The following is a 15180-nucleotide window of genomic DNA, read 5'->3' as shown; positions in this document are numbered from 1 at the left end:
TCCGGAGAGGGCGCTGGATGAACTATGCGGTGATCGAGGCGATGACTGCGGCGGGCCTCACTGCCGACAACCTCGCAGCCGAGATAGGCGTTGATCCGAAGACGGCGGCCCGGTGGGCAAACCCGGGACATATTCCGCAGTCTCGTCACCGGGCGAAGGTCGCTAATCTTCTCGGCCGCGAAGTGCTGGATCTCTGGCCAGGCATCTTGAAGCGGCGGGAACCGGTGTGGCTCCGACAGTGGGTGGACTGGGAACGCGCAGCGGTCGCGCTCAAGTGGTTCGAGCTGGCCTGGGTGCCGGGTCTGTTCCAGACCAAGGCGTACGCGCAAGCGACGTTGGCCGGTGAGCCCTTGTCCACCAGCGAGCTGGATGAGCTGGTGGAGGCGCGTCTGAATCGACAAGCCGTGCTGCACCGCGAGCGGCCACCGCTGCTGATCGCAGTCATGGACGAAGCGGTCCTCTGGCGAGCCGTCGACGGTGATCGAGAACTGATGCGCGAACAGTGCGAACACCTCGCGGCGTGCGCGCGGCTGCCTTCCGTGCAGGTATATGTGGTTCCTTCGTCCGTGGGGATGTATCCGGGTCTCGGCGGGCCGCTGATTCTCGCCGAGCTACCCGAGGGCGAACAGGTCGCCCATGTCGACAGCCAGGCGCGAGCAGAGGTCATTTCCGAGACCGTGGACGTTGCTAAGCTCGTTGTCCGGTGGGAACGAATTCGGGGCGAAGCCCTCTCGCGGGCGCAGTCACTAGACCTCATCACGAAAGCAGCAGAGCATCATGGATCTGGCCGGCGCGCAGTGGCGTAAGAGCACGAAGAGCGGAAACAACGGCGGATCGTGCGTCGAGGTCGCGGACAACCTTCGCGATCACGTGCTGGTTCGCGATACGAAGGATCGCGATGGCGCAACCCTCATTTTCGGTCGGGACGCGTGGCGCGGTTTCGTGACATTGGCGAAGGAGATCGGCCCGGTCGGCTGACTGCGGCGGCATGAACATGCCCCCGGCGAAATGCCGGGGGGATGTTCTGGTTTGTGGGCCGCCTGGGACCGTGTCGCCTCCCGCGACGGGTCAGGGGCGGGGTGGGACCTGCTGGACGACCTCAAACTCCAGCAGGCTCGCGCCGGAGGCGACCGGGGGACGCTTCTCGCCCGTCCCGGCGTGGGCGGCGCGCGACGGGCCGGCGGCCCACGCCTGGTACGCCTCTTCGCTCTCCCAGCGGGTGTACACGAAGTAGCGGTTCTCCCCGGCCACCGGGCGCAGCAGTTCGAAGCCGAGGAAGCCGGGGGAGTTCTCCACGGCCCCGGCCCGCGCGGCGAACCGCTTCTCCAGTTCCTCGCCCGCGCCGGGAGGGACGTCGATCGCGTTGATCTTCACGACTGCCATGGCTCCACCCTAGCGACGAGTCCGGGGCTCAGAACGACTCGACGGCCGGAACCAGGTCGGCGTCGACCACGATCGGCGCGTGGTCGGAGGGGCCCTTGCCCTTGCGCGCCTCCCGGTCCACGTACGCGGAGCGGACCGCCCGGGCGAACGACGCCGAGGCGTACACGAGGTCGATCCGCATGCCCTTGTTCTGGTGGAACATGCCGGCCCGGTAGTCCCAGTAGGTGAACGGGTGCGGGCCCTTCATCGGCGTGGGGACCACGTCGGCGAGCCCGAGGTCGCGCAGCGCCGCGAGGGCCGCCCGCTCCGCCGGGGTGACGTGCGTGGAGTGGGTGAACAGCGCCGGGTCCCAGACGTCGGCGTCGGTGGGCGCCACGTTGAAGTCGCCGCAGACCGCCAGCGGCAGGCCGCCGGTCAGCTCCGCCTCGACCGCGTCCCGCAGCGCCGCGAACCAGGCGAGCTTGTACGCGTAGTGCGGGTCGTCCGGGGCCCGGCCGTTCGGCACGTACACCGACCAGACCCGGACCCCGTCGCAGGTCGCCGAGATGGCCCGGGCCTCGGGATCGGGGAAGCCCGGTTCGCCGGGGAACCCCACCGTGACGTCGGCCAGGCCGACCCGGGACAGGATCGCCACCCCGTTCCACCGGCCGTCGCTGTGGCTGGCCACCGTGTAGCCCAGCTCGCCCACCTCGGCCACCGGGAAGGCGCCGTCCGGGCACTTCGTCTCCTGGAGGCAGACGACGTCGGGCCCCGTGCCCGCCAACCAGTCCAGCAGCCGGGGCAGGCGGGCCTTCACCGAGTTCACGTTCCAGGTCGCCAGGCGCATGTGACCAGCCTGCCCCATCCCCGCCCGTGTCGCCGGTTCAGCTGCCCGGGGTGTCGCCCGGGCGGGTCTGCTCGGCCAGGAACCGCTCCAGTTCGGCACCCAGCTCGTCGGCGGTGGGCAGCGGCCCGGCCTCGGCGGCCAGCAGGTTCCGCTCGCCCCGGCCGCGCGCGAACGCGTCGTACTGCTCCTCGAGGGCCTGCACCAGCTGGGCGGCGTCGTCGGTCTGGGCGACCTGCCGGTCGATCTCCACCCGGACCACCTCGGCCGCCGAACGCAGCCCGTCGCGGGGCAGTAGCAGCCCGGTGCTGCGGGACACGGAGGCGAGCAGGACCTCGGCGGCGGCCGGGTACTCCGTCTGCGCCACGTAGTGCGGCACGTGGGCGGCGAAGCCGAGGGCGTCACGGCCCAGCTCACCGAGGCGGTACTCCAGCAGGTGCCCGACGCTGCCCGGCACCTGCACCCGCTGCAACCACGGCTCGTAGCCGGCGATCAGCTCGCGGCGGGTGGCGTGTGCGGTCACCCCGGCGGGCCGGGTGTGCGGCACGGCCATCGGGATCGAGTTGAGCCCGACGGTGAGCCGGACGTCCAGTCGCGCGGAGATGCCGGCCACCGCGGCCACGAAGCGCTCCCACTGCAGGTCCGGCTCCGGGCCGGTGAGCAGCAGGAAGGGGGTCTCGTCGTCGTCGCGGAGCAGGTGCAGCTCCAGCGCCGGGGCGTCGTACGCCTCCCAGTGGTCCTCGACGAAGGTCATCACCGGGCGGCGCGAGCGGTAGTCGAAGAGCTGGTCGACGTCGAACCGCGCGATCGGGCGGGCGTCCAGGGAGGTGAGCAGCTGCTCCCTGGCCAGTCGGGTGGCGCTGCCGGCGTCGACGAAGCCGGTGAGGGTCTGGATCAGGACCGGCTGACCGAGGTCGGGCAGATCGTCGGTGAGCTCGTAGAGCTCGTGTGGGTCGAGCACCGGTGCGGACCTCCCTGGTCGTGCGTACGGGTCGCCGCGCGACGGCACCCGGTTCGGGGAACGTACCCGCCATCCTCGTGCATTCCTCGCCGCGCCCCGCCGCGGGTCGTCACCTGCCCGGTAATCGGGCGTATGCCCGCAAGCCCACCGGCGGACGAGGAACGCTGACCGTCAGGACGACCAGGCTATCGGTCGAACGGGCGAGTTTGGGGATCATGGGCCGAGCTGCGGGGGTTTGTCCGTGTTCCGGTCGCGCAGGGGCGGGCCGGGGCGACCCGGAGGTCTGACCGGTCCGCGAGGTCCGTCCCCCGGGCTGCCCGGGGCGGCAGGGGCGTCCACCCGGCCCAACCCATATCGTGAGGAAAGCCACGAGATCACCCCGGGTGATCGGTGGGTGGGCCTGCCTAGCCTCGGCTGATGCGTGACAACCGCACCCTCGACGACCAGATCGCCCCCGGTGACCCGGTTGACCGTTCGAACGATACCCCCTCGTACGTTCGGTCAGCAGCCCTCCGCGCCGCCGGGGCGTACGCCCACCTGCTGACGCGCGGGCCCGCCCGGGCCCGGATCGCCCTCGCCACCGGCGTGCTGTGCTGCCTCGGCCTGACCGCCGTCGCCCAGGGCGCGCGGGACGACTCCGCCGACCCGGCCCCCGCCGCCGCCCCCTCCGCGCTCGCCGAGCGCGCCGAGCCGGACCCGGCCTCCCGCAAGGTGGAACGCGTCGCCGCCTCCGCCAGCCCGACCCGCGCCGCCGACCCGGACACCACCACTCCGGCACCGAAGAAGACCACCCGCAAGCCGGTCGACCCCGCCCCGGTCGTCGGGCTCGACGACGCCCAGATGGAGAACGCCGAGGAGATCGTGCGGACCGGGCGCGAGATGGGGATGCCCCGGCGCGCGCTGGTCATCGCGGTCGCCACCGCGATGCAGGAGAGCAACCTCTACAACGTCGCCAGCGGGGTGCTCCCGGAGTCCCGCGAGTACCCGCACCAGGGCATCGGGTGGGACCACGACTCGGTCGGGCTGTTCCAGCAGCGCTCCAGCAGCGGCTGGGGCGAGGTCGGTGAGCTGATGGACCCGGAGTTCGCCACCCGGCAGTTCCTCTCGGCGCTGGCGCGGGTGCCGGGCTGGCAGCAGATGCGGCTCACCGACGCCGCCCAGGCGGTGCAGATCTCCGCCTACCCGGAGCACTACGCCAAGCACGAGTGGCGCGCCACCAAGGTCGTCGCGGCGTGCCTGGAGGCCGGGCAGTAGGCTTTCACCAACCACAGTGGACGGTTGCGGTTCGCGCATCCGGGGTACATGTGTTGTCGCTCCGAGGTACACATGGAACAGGCACCACCGACTGGAGGACGACATGTCACTGATGCAGCGGATCAGCACCTTCCTGCGCTCGCCCAAGGGTCAGCAGATGGTCGACCGTGGCCGTCGCGAGCTGGCCAAGCCCGGCACCCAGCAGAAGCTCCGGGGTCTCGCGGCCAAGCTCCAGAACCGCCGCTGACCCGTCACCGCCGACCTCTCCGACCCCCGGGAGACCCTGTGACCGATCCCGCGCCCGCCGACGACCAGCACGTCGCCGGAGGACCTCAGCCGCCCGCCGTGGTTCCGGCACCGACGCAGGAGGCCACCGAGGCGCCGCCGCTGAAGCTCTGGGACCGGATGCGGGAGGACCCGCAGTACGCCCCGGAGCACCTCGCCCTGGAGGCCGTACGCCGGCTGGGGCCGGAGGCGGCGCAGTGGGCCGCGCGGGCGCGGGCCGAGCAGCCCGGCGTCTCCGCCGAGGCCCTGGCGGAGCAGGCGGTACGCAAGTTCGTCAACCACGCCCGGCTCTCCGGGGCGGTATCGGGCGCGGCCGGGCTGCCGGGTGCCGTGATCGACGTGGGGATCCTGGCCTGGACGCAGGCCCGGATGGTGCTGCACGTCGCCGCCGCGTACGGGGTCGACCCGCTGCACGGCGACCGGGCCACCGACCTGCTGGTGTTGCAGAAGGTGCACAAGGCCGCCGAGAGCGCCCGGCTCGCGCTCGGGGTGGCCGCCGGCCGGGAGCGCGCCGGGGCCCTCTTCGGCAGCGGTGGGCAGAACCCGCTCGGCAAGGTCATGCTGCGCCTGGGCGTGCGACTGGCCCAGATGGCCGGGGTGCGCGCGGCGAAGCGGGTCTTCGCCAAGGTGGTGCCCGGCGCGGCGATCGTGCTCGGCACCTGGGCCAACTCGTCGGCCACCAAGGATCTCGCCGCGCGCTCCCACGCCCTCTACCGCCAGCACGGCGGACCGACCGTCCCCGGGCCCCGTCGGCCCTGACGCCGGCCGCCACCCGCCCGTCCCGCCGCCCGTCCGCCCGCCCCTGGAGGCGTGCGGTCGGCCGGCAGGGTCAGGAGCCGAGGCCCGAGGCGCGCCACGCCACGTCGGCCAGCCGGTCCTGTCCTGCGGCGTTGGGGTGGAACCAGTCCAGCGGGTTGACCAGCTCCAGGTCGAACCGCACCCGGTGCACCGCCCCGCCGTCGTGCCGGCAGCGCGAGCCGTACGCCTTGCAGGCGGCGGCGAGCTGGGCGTTGTAGTCGGCGATGCGCTCCCGCACGGCCGCCCGGCGGGCCCGGTCGAGCGGGTCCGTCGAGGTGGGATTGGCCAGCAGCGCCGGGCAGACGCCCCGCTTCCAGGCCCGTACCGCCCGCGCGTCGGTGTGCCCGACCTCCCAGAGCCGGTGCAGGTTCGGCACGCTCACCACCAGCACCCGGGCCTTCGGCCGCCCCTGCCGCAGCACCCGCAGGCCGCGGTCCACCTCGGCGCGGAACTGCTTCACCGGGGTCATCGCCTCGATGCCGCCCCGGCACACGTCGTTGGCGCCGATCAGCACGGTGACGTGATCGACGCGGTCGCGTACCGCCCGCTGGGCCTGCCCCTCCAGCGACGACGCGCGGGCCCCGGGGCTGGCGTGGTTGTAGGCCTTGCCCCGGATCGCCGGGTTCCGGTCGAGCAGCCGCCGGTAGAGACTGTCGACGCGCAGCCCGTCGCCGGTGGACCAGGAGTTGCGCTCGCACGAGACGAGCACCAGGCAGGAGCCGAAGCCGGTGCTGATCGAGTCGCCGAGGGCCGCGATGCCGCCGGGCGAGCCGGGCGACGGCGTCTCCCGTGGCGGGCGGGAGCCGGGCTTCCCACCGCCCTCGCAGGCGAGCGCGACCAGCGCCAGCAGACAGGCGGCCACGGTGACCCAGCGTCGAGGCATACCATCCCCAGTCCCGCACGGAGAGCGACAGCGCGGTAACTCTAAGCGCGGCCCCGGCGGGGCAACCCGCCGCTGTCGACAATGCGGCAGACGGCTGTTCCGGCGCGGCTTCGCATGCTAGCGGATCGATACGTCGAGCGGGGGCCAGCGAGGCGGACGGGGTCAGCGCGCCAGGTGGAGGCCGGTGGGCCGGGCGGGGGTCAGCGCGCCAGGCGGGGGTCGGCGCGCCAGGGCGCGGGCTGGCCGTGCAGCCACCAGTGCAGGGTCCGGGTGATCCGGGGCAGCACCAGGTAGGTCATCAGCGGGGTCAGCGTGAGGGTCATCATCAGCACCCGGGCGGCCAGCGGCACGTCCGGGAGGAAACGGCTGGTGAGCAGCGTCGCGGTCAGGCTGAGCGGGAAGAACGCCAGCCAGATCGTCACCGCCTGCTTCCAGCGCGGTGGGGAGGGCGGCGGGACCGTCGGCTCGGCGCTGACCGGCACGGTCCGCGCCACGTGCTCCGGCGGCGGGTCGAACCAGCCCTCGACGCCGGTACGCCGCTGGACCCGCGTGTGCTCGACGATGCCCTGCGCCGAGGAGAGCCACCAGTGCCGCTGCGGGGACTCCTCCCAGCGGCGCAGCGTGTCGTGGTCGGCGAAGCGGTAGATGATGTGCCACTCCCCGGAGCCGGGCGCGCTGCGTACCCAGCCGGACCCGAGGAACCCCGGGAACGCCTCGGCCAGCGCCGTGCCGGCCCGCATCCAGGCCACCATCTCGCTGGTCCGGGCGGGGTCGGTGCGCCGGGCGACGGCGACGGTCACCGGCAGCGCGTGGGTCATCGTCATACCGGCCATCCTCTCCGCTCGGAGCCGGTTCGACAGGCTCACGGGCCGCCGGTGTAACGCACCCCACCAGCGGGGTGACGCGGCCCACCGCGAGGGCCGACGCGGCAGGACCGGCGGGGCCGGCGCGGTCCGACGCGAGGGCCGACGTGGCAGGACATGCGGGGCCGGCGCGGTTCACCGGCGGGGTGGCGGCCGGCCAACCCGCGCGGGGGACGAGGGGGAGCCCGGGGCCCACCCGCCGGGCGGTTAACCGGGTCGATCGGGGGTAGGTCGGTGAGATGACGAGATCGCAGCCCCGGCGCGCCCGTGGCACGGTCGGCCACGCCTACAGCGCGCTCAACATGCGGCTCCTGCTCGCCGGGTTCGGTCTGGTCACCATGACCGTCTTCGCGGTGCTGGCGTTCAACGCCGACCTGGTGTGGCTCGGGGTCCTCTGCGTGGTCTTCGCGGTGGTCGCCGTGGTCGACCTGATCATCATCCAGCGGCGCCGCGCCGCCCGCCGCCGGGAGGAACCGGGAGCCCGCCACTCACTCTTCGAGTGACAGGAGTACGAGATGCCCATCGCGAGCACCAATCCCGCCACGGGACAGACGCTCAAGTCCTACGACCCGATGTCGCCGGAGCAGATCGACGCCGCGATCGAGCGGGCCGACCTGGCGTACCGCCAGCTGCGTGGCACCACCGTCGACCAGCGCGGGCGCTGGCTGAACGCGGCGGCCGACCTGCTGGAGGCCGAGCGCGACGAGATCGCCCGGCTGATGACCACCGAGATGGGCAAGACGTACGCCTCGGCCCAGGCGGAGGTCACCAAGTGCGCCGCCGCCTGCCGCTTCTACGCGGCGAAGGCGGCCGAGTTCCTCGCCGACGAGCCCGCCGACGCGGGAGCGGTCAAGGCCACCCGCGCCTTCGTCCGCTACCAGCCGATCGGGCCGGTGCTCGCGGTGATGCCCTGGAACTTCCCGCTGTGGCAGGTGCTGCGCTTCGCCGCGCCGGCCCTGATGGCCGGCAACACCGGCCTGCTCAAGCACGCCTCCAACGTGCCGCAGACCGCGCTGCTGCTGGAGGACCTGTTCCGGCGCGCCGGCTTCCCCGAGGGGGCGTTCACCACCCTGCTGGTCGGCTCCGCCGAGGTCGACCGGGTGCTCAGCGACCCGCGCGTGCGCGCGGCGACGCTGACGGGCAGCGAGGGCGCCGGCCGGTCGATCGCCCAGATCGCCGGCCGGGAGCTGAAGAAGACCGTGCTGGAGCTCGGCGGCAGCGACCCGTTCGTGGTGATGCCGTCGGCGGACCTGGACCGGGCCGCCGAGGTCGCCACCACCGCCCGCTGCCAGAACAACGGCCAGTCCTGCATCGCCGCCAAGCGGTTCGTCGTGCACGCCGACGTCTTCGACGCCTTCGCCGAGAGGTTCGCCGCGAACATGTCGGCCCTGCGGGTCGGCGACCCGATGGACCCCGACACCGACGTCGGCCCGCTGGCCAGCGAGGGCGGGCGCGACGAGATCCACGCCCAGGTGCGGGACGCGATCGACAAGGGCGCCACCGTGCTCTGCGGCGGCGAGCCGCCCGCCGGCCCCGGTTGGTTCTACCCGCCGACCGTCGTCACCGACCTGAGGCCGGAGATGCGGATGTGGTCCGAGGAGGTCTTCGGGCCGGTCGCGGGCCTCTACCGGGTGTCGTCGTACGAGGAGGCGATCGAGGTGGCGAACGGCACCTCCTTCGGCCTGGGGTCCAACGCCTGGACCCGGGACCCGGAGGAGCAGGAGCGCTTCGCCGTCGACCTCGACGCCGGGAACGTCTTCGTCAACGGGATGACCACGTCCTACCCGGAACTGCCCTTCGGCGGGGTGAAGAACTCCGGCTACGGCCGCGAGCTCTCCGCGCTCGGCATGCGGGAGTTCTGCAACACCAAGACCGTCTGGGTGGGCGAGGGGGCCGCCTCGGCCGGCGCCGGGGCGCACGCGGAGTAGCCCCGCCCGGCTCCGTCGGCGTAGCCGGACGCCGTCGTGGGTACGGAGTGACGCCATGACGGTGTTCGGCTTCCACGCGTCCCACGAGCAGATCCATCCCCGCGCCCTGCTGGAGGCGGTGATCCACGCCGAGCGGGCCGGCTTCGACGCCGCCATGTCCTCGGACCACTTCGCGCCCTGGAGCGAGCGGCAGGGCCAGTCCGGCTTCGCCTGGTCCTGGCTCGGCGCCGCGCTCCAGGCGACCGACCTGCCGTTCGGGGTGGTCAACGCCCCCGGGCAGCGCTACCACCCGGCGATCATCGCCCAGGCGATCGGCACCCTCGGCGCGATGTACCCGGGCCGGTTCTGGGCCGCCCTCGGCACCGGCGAGGCGAGCAACGAGCACATCACCGGCGACGACTGGCCGCGCAAGGACGTCCGCACCGCCCGGCTGCGCGAGTGCGTGGACGTGATCCGCGCGCTGCTGGCCGGCGAGGAGGTCAGCCACGACGGCCTGGTCCGGGTGGACCGCGCGAAGCTGTGGACCCGGCCGGAGCAGCCGCCGGCGCTCATCGGGGCGGCGGTCAGCGTGGCCACCGCCCGCTGGTGCGCCGAGTGGGCGGACGGGCTGATCACCGTGAACGCCCCGACCGCGCACCTGCGGGAGATGATCGACGCGTACCGGGACGCCGGCGGGCGCGGCCCGCTGCACCTCCAGGTGCACGTGAGCTGGGCGCCGGAGCAGGCCGAGGCCGAGCGGCTCGCGTACGACCAGTGGCGCAGCAACGTCTTCGCGCCGCCGGTCTGCTGGGACCTGGAGACCCCGGAGCACTTCGACGTGGTCTCGCAGGACGTGCCGATGGAGAAGGTCCACGACGTCGTGAACGTCTCCGCCGACCTCGGCCGGCACGTCGGCTGGCTGGAGGAGTACCTGGAGCTGGGCTTCGACCAGATCGCCCTGCACCACGTCGGGCAGGAGCAGCGGGACTTCATCGACGCGTTCGGCGCCGAGGTGCTGCCGAAGCTGCGCAGCGCCGGCTGAGCGGTGCTGGGCTGAGCGGTGCTGGGCTGAGCCGCGCCGGCCCGGGTCAGGGCAGGCGGCGGACGAGGACTTGCCCGGGCCACGGGTCGCGGCCGGGGCGCTCGACCGTGAACGGGTCGGTGGCGGTGAAGCCCTGCCGCTCGTACCACCGGACCAGCGCGCCGTCGTCGCCCGCGTAGCAGTCCACCCGCAGCAGGCCGAGCCCGCGCTCCCGGGCCAGCTCCGCGGCGTGCGCCAGCAGCCGGCCGCCGACGCCCGACCCGGCGTGCGCGCGGTCGGTGACCAGCAGGTTCACGTACAGCTCGGGTTCGGTGGCAGGTGGCACGTACTCGGTCGCCGTCCCGACCACCAGTGCGCCGACCGGCCGGTCGCCGAGCGTCGCCAGCCACAGCCCGCCGCCGCTCGCCCAGGCCTCGGCCTGCGCGATCCGTCGCGGGTCGGTCGAGGCCGCTTCGGTGCCCCACTGGCCGGTGCGGCCCCGCGCCGTCAGCCAGGCAATGGCGTCGTCGAACAGCCGCAGCACGGCGGGCACGTCGGTGGGACCGCCGGGCCGCAGATCGGGGCTTCGCTGGTCGGTCATGACGGACATGTTGCTACAACCAGGCGCCTCGGTGTGCCCGGCCGGGGCGGCGGTCTCCCCGCGCTCGTGCTGTCGAGCTGATGTCGTAGACGATGCACCGCTCCGGGCGGCAGCTACGCCGGGAGGTCAGGGCGTCCCGCCCGAGTCGCCGGAGCTGGCGGTGCCCATCGTGCTGGGATCCCCGCCGTACCCTTCGCCGCGGAGGCTGCCCCGCCCACGGCGCCGGCCGTCCCGGCGGGATTGCCGGATCGCCTTGCGCGCCGCCGTCAACGCCGCGTCCCGCCCGCCGGGCGGCGACGCCCGCCCCCTCCGCAGCGCCAGCACGACCAGGGTGACGGCGACGGCCGTCACCGCGATCCCGGCCAGGATCCACCCCGTCGCATCCATGGCCATGATGGTAGGCGGGCTCCGCCAGGCATCGATGCGGTCTGATCGTGGTCAGGGTGCCGCCGGGCCCCGGCCCCCGGCGAGCGCGGCGATTTTCTCCGTCGCCAGGCAGGAGGTCAGGCAGCGTTCCTTGGCGTCGCTGGTCATCCTGGCGGTCCAGTCCGTGAAGCCGCCGTCGCCGAGTTCGACCTCGTCGGCGCCGTCGCCGGCGGTGATCCGCAGCGCCGCGTCGACGTAGTAGCCCCGGCCGCGCCGGCGCTCCGGCTCGTCCACCAGCGGTACGCCCGCGGGGCCCAGCGCCGGCCGGACGGTGTCGGCGATCCGTTCGCCGACGACGGGGCTGTCCAGCACGGTCAGGCGCACCCGGGCCGCCGCCGACGGCGGCAGCAGGGTGGCGAGCACCGTGCGCCAGTACGCGAGGTGCTGGGTGAGCAGCCGCGCCTCGGTGCGCCCCGAGCCGGTGTCGCGGGCGCTGGAGACCAGCGTGAAGAGGCGGAAGTGCGCCGACCAGGTCGGCCCGAAGTCCTGCGCCCGCAGCACCCGGTGGCAGGCGGCCAGGTGCACGGTGCCGTCGGCTGGCTGTTCCTGGCGGCGTACCGCGGCCTCGATCGCGAGCGCGTTGGTGGGGTCGCTGAGCACCTCGGTGGCGCGAAAGGTGGTGACGATGCGGTTCTGGCTCATCGGCGTGACGACCGAGCAGGTGCCGAGCGGCGCGACGGGGGAGAGGTCGACGCCGGCGAACTCCGCCGGGAGCAGTTCCCACAGGCGGGCCTCGACGGCGGCCAGCGCGCGGGGGTCGGCCGCCGCCGGCCGGGTGAAGCGGTCCGTGCGCCAGCGGCGGACCAGGTCCGCGGGGCGGACCGCCGCCGCCCGGTCCCGGGCCACCGCCAGCAGCAGCGTGCGCAGGTCCGCCGGGCTCAGGCCGGCCAGGGCACTCCGGGTGCCGTCGGGCAGTCGCGACCAGACCCGCCGCTGCGCGTCGTCCATGCCGGCCACCCTGTCGTACGCCCCGCCCGCCGTCCACCGGATTTGGCGGCTGCCGGCCGCACGGCCCGCGTCGCGGCCGGACCCGGTGGTGGCCTCCCCCGGGGACCGGAGGAGGCCACCCATGCGGGCGGCGCGCTCGTCACCTGGGACGATCCGGGCCGGTGCGGTCGAGGCGACGGATCGCCGGGGCGCACCGGACCACGGGTCGGTCAGGAGAGCGCGCAGGCCGCGCCGTTGACGGTGATCAGGCCGGGTGCCGGGTTGGCGCCGCCGCCGGTCACCGCGTTGAAGCCGAAGGTGACGGTGCCGCCCGGGGCGATCCTGGCGTTGTACGACTCGTTCTTCGCGGTGACCGTGGCCCCCGCCTGGGTCGCCTTCGCCAGCCAGGCCTCGCGTACCTTCTGGTCGCCGGTGAAGGCGAAGCGGGCCGCCCAGCCGTCGATCGCGCTGGTGCCGGTGTTGCGGATGGTCACCTGGGCGGTGAACCCGGTGCCGCCCTGCCAGGTGCCGTAGTTGGTGTACGTGGCGGAGCAGGTGGGCGCCGGCACCGCCTTCGAGTCGCCCTGGTCGGCCAGGAACGAGGCGATCCAGGCCAGCGCCGAGTTCCAGTTGATGGCCACCTCGTTGGTCGCGTACGAGTTGATGTCGTCGACGTAGCAGAACATCGGCTTGCAGCCGGCGAGCAGCTTGGCGGCGAACGGGTCCTGGAGCGCGGCGTTCGGGCCGCCGGCCAGCGAGCCGGCGGGCGGCTTCGGCAGGTCGGGGTCGAGCTGGTGGCCGAAGATCCGGCTGTGCTGGTTCTCGGCCGCGTGCTCGCCCCACCCGGTCACGTACGAGATGTTCAGGGCGTTGCGGCCGAGGACGTAGTCCATCGCCTGCACCGCGCCGTCGCGGTACTTCGCGTCCCGGGTCAGGTCGAAGGCGGTGGCCAGCACGATCGCGTTGTTGATGAGGTTGCTGTTGCCGCCCCAGAAGTAGCTGTCCGGGTCGCCGGGCATCGGCAGCCCGTACGCCTGCCGGCCCGCCTCGGCGAGGTGGGCGTCGGCGGCGGCGGTGACCGAGGCGCGTACGCGGGCCAGGTCGGCGGCCGGCAGCCCGTTCGGCACGGTGGCCAGGTCGAGCCGGCCCAGCGCGGCGACGCCCTGCCAGCCGAAGCCGCGCGGGTCGAACACGTTCCCGGTGTGGTGCGGCGACGCGGTCAGGTCCGCCAGGTACGGCTGCTCCCCGGTGGTCAGGAAGAGCTCGGCGGCGGCCCAGTAGAACTCGTCGGTGACGTTCGTGTCGTCGTACGCGCCGCCGCCGGTGCTGTCGGCGGGGCTGGCGTACCGCGTCGGGTTGGCCCTGGCGGCGGCGTAGGCCGTCTTCGCCGCCGTGCCGCAGCGCGTCGCGAAGGCCGCGTCGTAGGGGGCGAAGAGCCGCGCGCACTGGGCGGCGACGGCGGCCAGGTTGAGGGTGGCGGCGGTCGACGGCGGGTGCAGCTCGCGCTGCTCGGGGTCGTCGTGCGGGGCGAGGGGCAGCCCGGTCCAGTTCCGGTCGTGGATCTTGTGGTGGGCCATCCCGGCGAGCGGCTTGCCGGCCGGCACCTGCATGCGCAGCAGGAACTCCAGCTCCCAGCGGGCCTCGTCGAGCACGTCCGGTACGCCGTTGCCGCGCTCGGGCACCCGCAGCGTGCTGTCGCCGAGGGCCGCGCCGTGCCCGGCGGTGGCGGCCGTGCGGGTCCGCTCGAAGGTGTTCAGCAGCTGGTAGGTGGCGATGCCGCCGTTGACCACGTACTTGCCGTGGTCGCCGGCGTCGTACCAGCCGCCGCGCACGTCGAGGGAGTAGTCGCAGACGCCCGGCTGGCAGGGCACGGAGGTGTCGCCCTTGTTGGGCGCCACGTCGAGGTGCCCGGCCGGGCGGGCGTACTCCGCGCCGATCAGGTCGCCGTCGATGGCGATGCCGCTGCGCTGGGCGTAGAAGAACTGGAGGGAGTCGGCGCGCAGCCGGTCGTAGAGGGTGCCGGAGATGTCGAAGGGGTGGCTGGTCTCGCCGTCGACGGTCAGGGTCAGCCCCGCCCCCGGGGTCCGGTACGACGAGAAGTCGAGCGTCTGCACGTTCTGCCCGGAGGCGGCGTCGACGCCGCGCGGGGTGGTGCTGCCGCTGGCCAGGACGGTGCCGGCGGCGGAGCGGAGCTGCCAGGGCAGGGCGTCGGTCGCCGACGTGACCACGGTGGCGTTCTTCGGCCCGCCGGGCAGGTAGCCGATCTGGTTGACCCGCACCCGTGGCCCGGTGTCGGGCACGTACGGCGCGGGCGGGTCGCCGCCGCGCAGCGAGACGTCGTCGAGGCAGACGGTCTGCTCGGCCGCGCTGCCGCCGACCTGGAAGATCAGTTGGGCGGCCGGGTTGCCCTCGGGCACCGTGAACGTCTTCTCGAAGCGCTGGGCGGTGCCGCCAGCGGTGGCGTCGACGCTGGCGTACGTGGTGTAGGGGGTGGTGCCCAGTTGCAGGACGGCCTTGACGGCGGCGCCGGGGGTGGCGGAGACGTCGAAGCCGAGCGTGTACTCGGCCCCGGCGACCAGCGGCACGCCGTCCTGGCCGATGCCGGCGTCCCACGGGTTGGCCAGGCCGCCGGGCACGGTGGCGCAGAGCCGGCCGTCAGTGACCGCGAGCGGGCCGGTGCCGTAGGAGAACCAGGGGGACACGCCGGCGCTGAAGTCGCCGTTGTCGATCTGCTCGGGGGCGTCGGGGGGCGGTTCGGCGTGGGCGGTGCCGGCGGTGGCTCCGGTCAGGGCGAGGGCGGTCGCGGTCGCGAGCAGCGCGAGGCGACGTCGGGATGGCGTCACGGGTGTCCTTCCGGACGACTACGGGGACGGGGATGGCGATGGTGACCTGGGAGCGCTCCCAGGTCCTGTCGATGGTTCCAGTGCCTCCGCACCCTGTCAATCGATCCGGCTGGATGGCGTGAATCCGCCCGACGGGCCCCGGGGACAGTGAGATTCGCCGCGCGACGCGCCGAGGTCCTGATCTCCTAGAGACAACTGAGCCCTC

17 protein-coding genes are annotated in these 15180 nt (G+C 73.7%); 8 read left to right on the top strand and 9 right to left on the bottom strand.

Annotated elements, in window-relative coordinates:
* Window positions 1-17: 17 nt before the first annotated feature.
* A complete protein-coding gene (locus tag ACPXCB_RS00150; RefSeq protein ID WP_425871038.1) occupies window positions 18-806 on the top strand; it encodes a Scr1 family TA system antitoxin-like transcriptional regulator in 789 nt (262 codons plus the stop codon).
* Window positions 778-978: a DUF397 domain-containing protein gene (locus ACPXCB_RS00145; protein ID WP_327027596.1), complete on the top strand. Its 201-nt coding sequence runs from the start codon at window positions 778-780 to the stop codon at window positions 976-978. Before ACPXCB_RS00150 ends, ACPXCB_RS00145 begins: the two co-directional genes overlap by 29 nt.
* 90 nt (window positions 979-1068) lie before the next feature.
* On the opposite strand, the gene ACPXCB_RS00140 is transcribed toward ACPXCB_RS00145, so the two are convergent.
* From ACPXCB_RS00140 to ACPXCB_RS00130, 3 genes are read right to left on the bottom strand one after another with little or no spacing between them, the layout of a single operon-like run.
* On the bottom strand, window positions 1069-1383 hold the full coding sequence (locus tag ACPXCB_RS00140; RefSeq protein ID WP_425871036.1) for an antibiotic biosynthesis monooxygenase family protein: 315 nt from the start codon (window positions 1381-1383) through the stop codon (window positions 1069-1071).
* Window positions 1384-1411: 28 nt separating this feature from the next.
* A complete protein-coding gene (locus ACPXCB_RS00135) occupies window positions 1412-2209 on the bottom strand; it encodes an exodeoxyribonuclease III (RefSeq protein ID WP_425871034.1) in 798 nt (265 codons plus the stop codon).
* A 37-nt stretch (window positions 2210-2246) separates the two neighbouring features.
* Window positions 2247-3167, bottom strand: coding sequence for a proteasome assembly chaperone family protein (locus ACPXCB_RS00130; protein WP_425871032.1), 921 nt, complete (start codon window positions 3165-3167; stop codon window positions 2247-2249).
* A gap of 417 nt (window positions 3168-3584) precedes the next feature.
* Between ACPXCB_RS00130 and ACPXCB_RS00125 the strand changes: the two genes are divergently transcribed.
* The 3 genes from ACPXCB_RS00125 (at window position 3585) to ACPXCB_RS00115 (ending at window position 5465) form a co-directional block, all read left to right on the top strand.
* Window positions 3585-4421 (top strand): peptidase M23, encoded by an 837-nt coding sequence (locus tag ACPXCB_RS00125; protein ID WP_425871030.1) that lies wholly within the window; start codon window positions 3585-3587, stop codon window positions 4419-4421.
* 103 nt (window positions 4422-4524) lie between these two features.
* Window positions 4525-4668, top strand: a complete 144-nt coding sequence (locus ACPXCB_RS00120; protein WP_165947802.1) for a hypothetical protein — start codon at window positions 4525-4527, stop codon at window positions 4666-4668.
* Window positions 4669-4706: 38 nt separating this feature from the next.
* Window positions 4707-5465 carry an EcsC family protein gene (locus ACPXCB_RS00115; protein ID WP_425871028.1) on the top strand — a complete coding sequence of 253 codons (759 nt, stop codon included), beginning with the start codon at window positions 4707-4709 and terminating at the stop codon, window positions 5463-5465.
* A 70-nt stretch (window positions 5466-5535) separates the two neighbouring features.
* Here ACPXCB_RS00115 and ACPXCB_RS00110 read toward each other — a convergent pair whose 3' ends face one another.
* A complete protein-coding gene (locus ACPXCB_RS00110; RefSeq protein ID WP_425871026.1) occupies window positions 5536-6387 on the bottom strand; it encodes a GDSL-type esterase/lipase family protein in 852 nt (283 codons plus the stop codon).
* A 200-nt stretch (window positions 6388-6587) separates the two neighbouring features.
* A complete protein-coding gene (locus ACPXCB_RS00105; RefSeq protein WP_425871024.1) occupies window positions 6588-7211 on the bottom strand; it encodes an antibiotic biosynthesis monooxygenase in 624 nt (207 codons plus the stop codon).
* 278 nt (window positions 7212-7489) lie between these two features.
* Here ACPXCB_RS00105 and ACPXCB_RS00100 point away from each other — a divergent pair, with 278 nt between their 5' ends.
* From ACPXCB_RS00100 to ACPXCB_RS00090, 3 genes are read left to right on the top strand one after another with little or no spacing between them, the layout of a single operon-like run.
* Window positions 7490-7753 carry a DUF6343 family protein gene (locus ACPXCB_RS00100; RefSeq protein ID WP_089001114.1) on the top strand — a complete coding sequence of 88 codons (264 nt, stop codon included), beginning with the start codon at window positions 7490-7492 and terminating at the stop codon, window positions 7751-7753.
* Window positions 7754-7765: 12 nt separating this feature from the next.
* Window positions 7766-9178: an NADP-dependent succinic semialdehyde dehydrogenase gene (locus tag ACPXCB_RS00095; RefSeq protein WP_425871022.1), complete on the top strand. Its 1413-nt coding sequence runs from the start codon at window positions 7766-7768 to the stop codon at window positions 9176-9178.
* A 55-nt stretch (window positions 9179-9233) separates the two neighbouring features.
* Window positions 9234-10199 (top strand): TIGR03885 family FMN-dependent LLM class oxidoreductase, encoded by a 966-nt coding sequence (locus ACPXCB_RS00090; protein WP_425871020.1) that lies wholly within the window; start codon window positions 9234-9236, stop codon window positions 10197-10199.
* 46 nt (window positions 10200-10245) lie between these two features.
* Here the strand turns inward: ACPXCB_RS00090 and ACPXCB_RS00085 are convergent, their stop codons facing one another.
* The 4 genes from ACPXCB_RS00085 to ACPXCB_RS00070 form a co-directional block, all read right to left on the bottom strand.
* The gene (locus tag ACPXCB_RS00085) at window positions 10246-10779 is read right to left on the bottom strand and encodes a GNAT family N-acetyltransferase (RefSeq protein WP_425871018.1); all 534 of its coding nucleotides are present in this window, start codon (window positions 10777-10779) and stop codon (window positions 10246-10248) included.
* Between the two features lie 126 nt (window positions 10780-10905).
* Window positions 10906-11166: a hypothetical protein gene (locus tag ACPXCB_RS00080; protein ID WP_425871016.1), complete on the bottom strand. Its 261-nt coding sequence runs from the start codon at window positions 11164-11166 to the stop codon at window positions 10906-10908.
* 51 nt (window positions 11167-11217) lie between these two features.
* Complete coding sequence (locus ACPXCB_RS00075; protein ID WP_425871014.1) at window positions 11218-12153, bottom strand: hypothetical protein; 936 nt, start codon at window positions 12151-12153, stop codon at window positions 11218-11220.
* Between the two features lie 209 nt (window positions 12154-12362).
* Window positions 12363-14975: a glycoside hydrolase family 9 protein gene (locus tag ACPXCB_RS00070; protein ID WP_425871012.1), complete on the bottom strand. Its 2613-nt coding sequence runs from the start codon at window positions 14973-14975 to the stop codon at window positions 12363-12365.
* Between the last annotated feature and the right edge of the window lie 205 nt (window positions 14976-15180).

It is taken from the genome of Micromonospora sp. DT62 (assembly GCF_049847285.1).
Lineage (GTDB): Bacteria > Actinomycetota > Actinomycetes > Mycobacteriales > Micromonosporaceae > Micromonospora > Micromonospora reichwaldensis.
The sequence above is the reverse complement of the archived record's forward strand: the minus strand, read 5'-3'. Positions and strand labels throughout refer to the sequence as shown.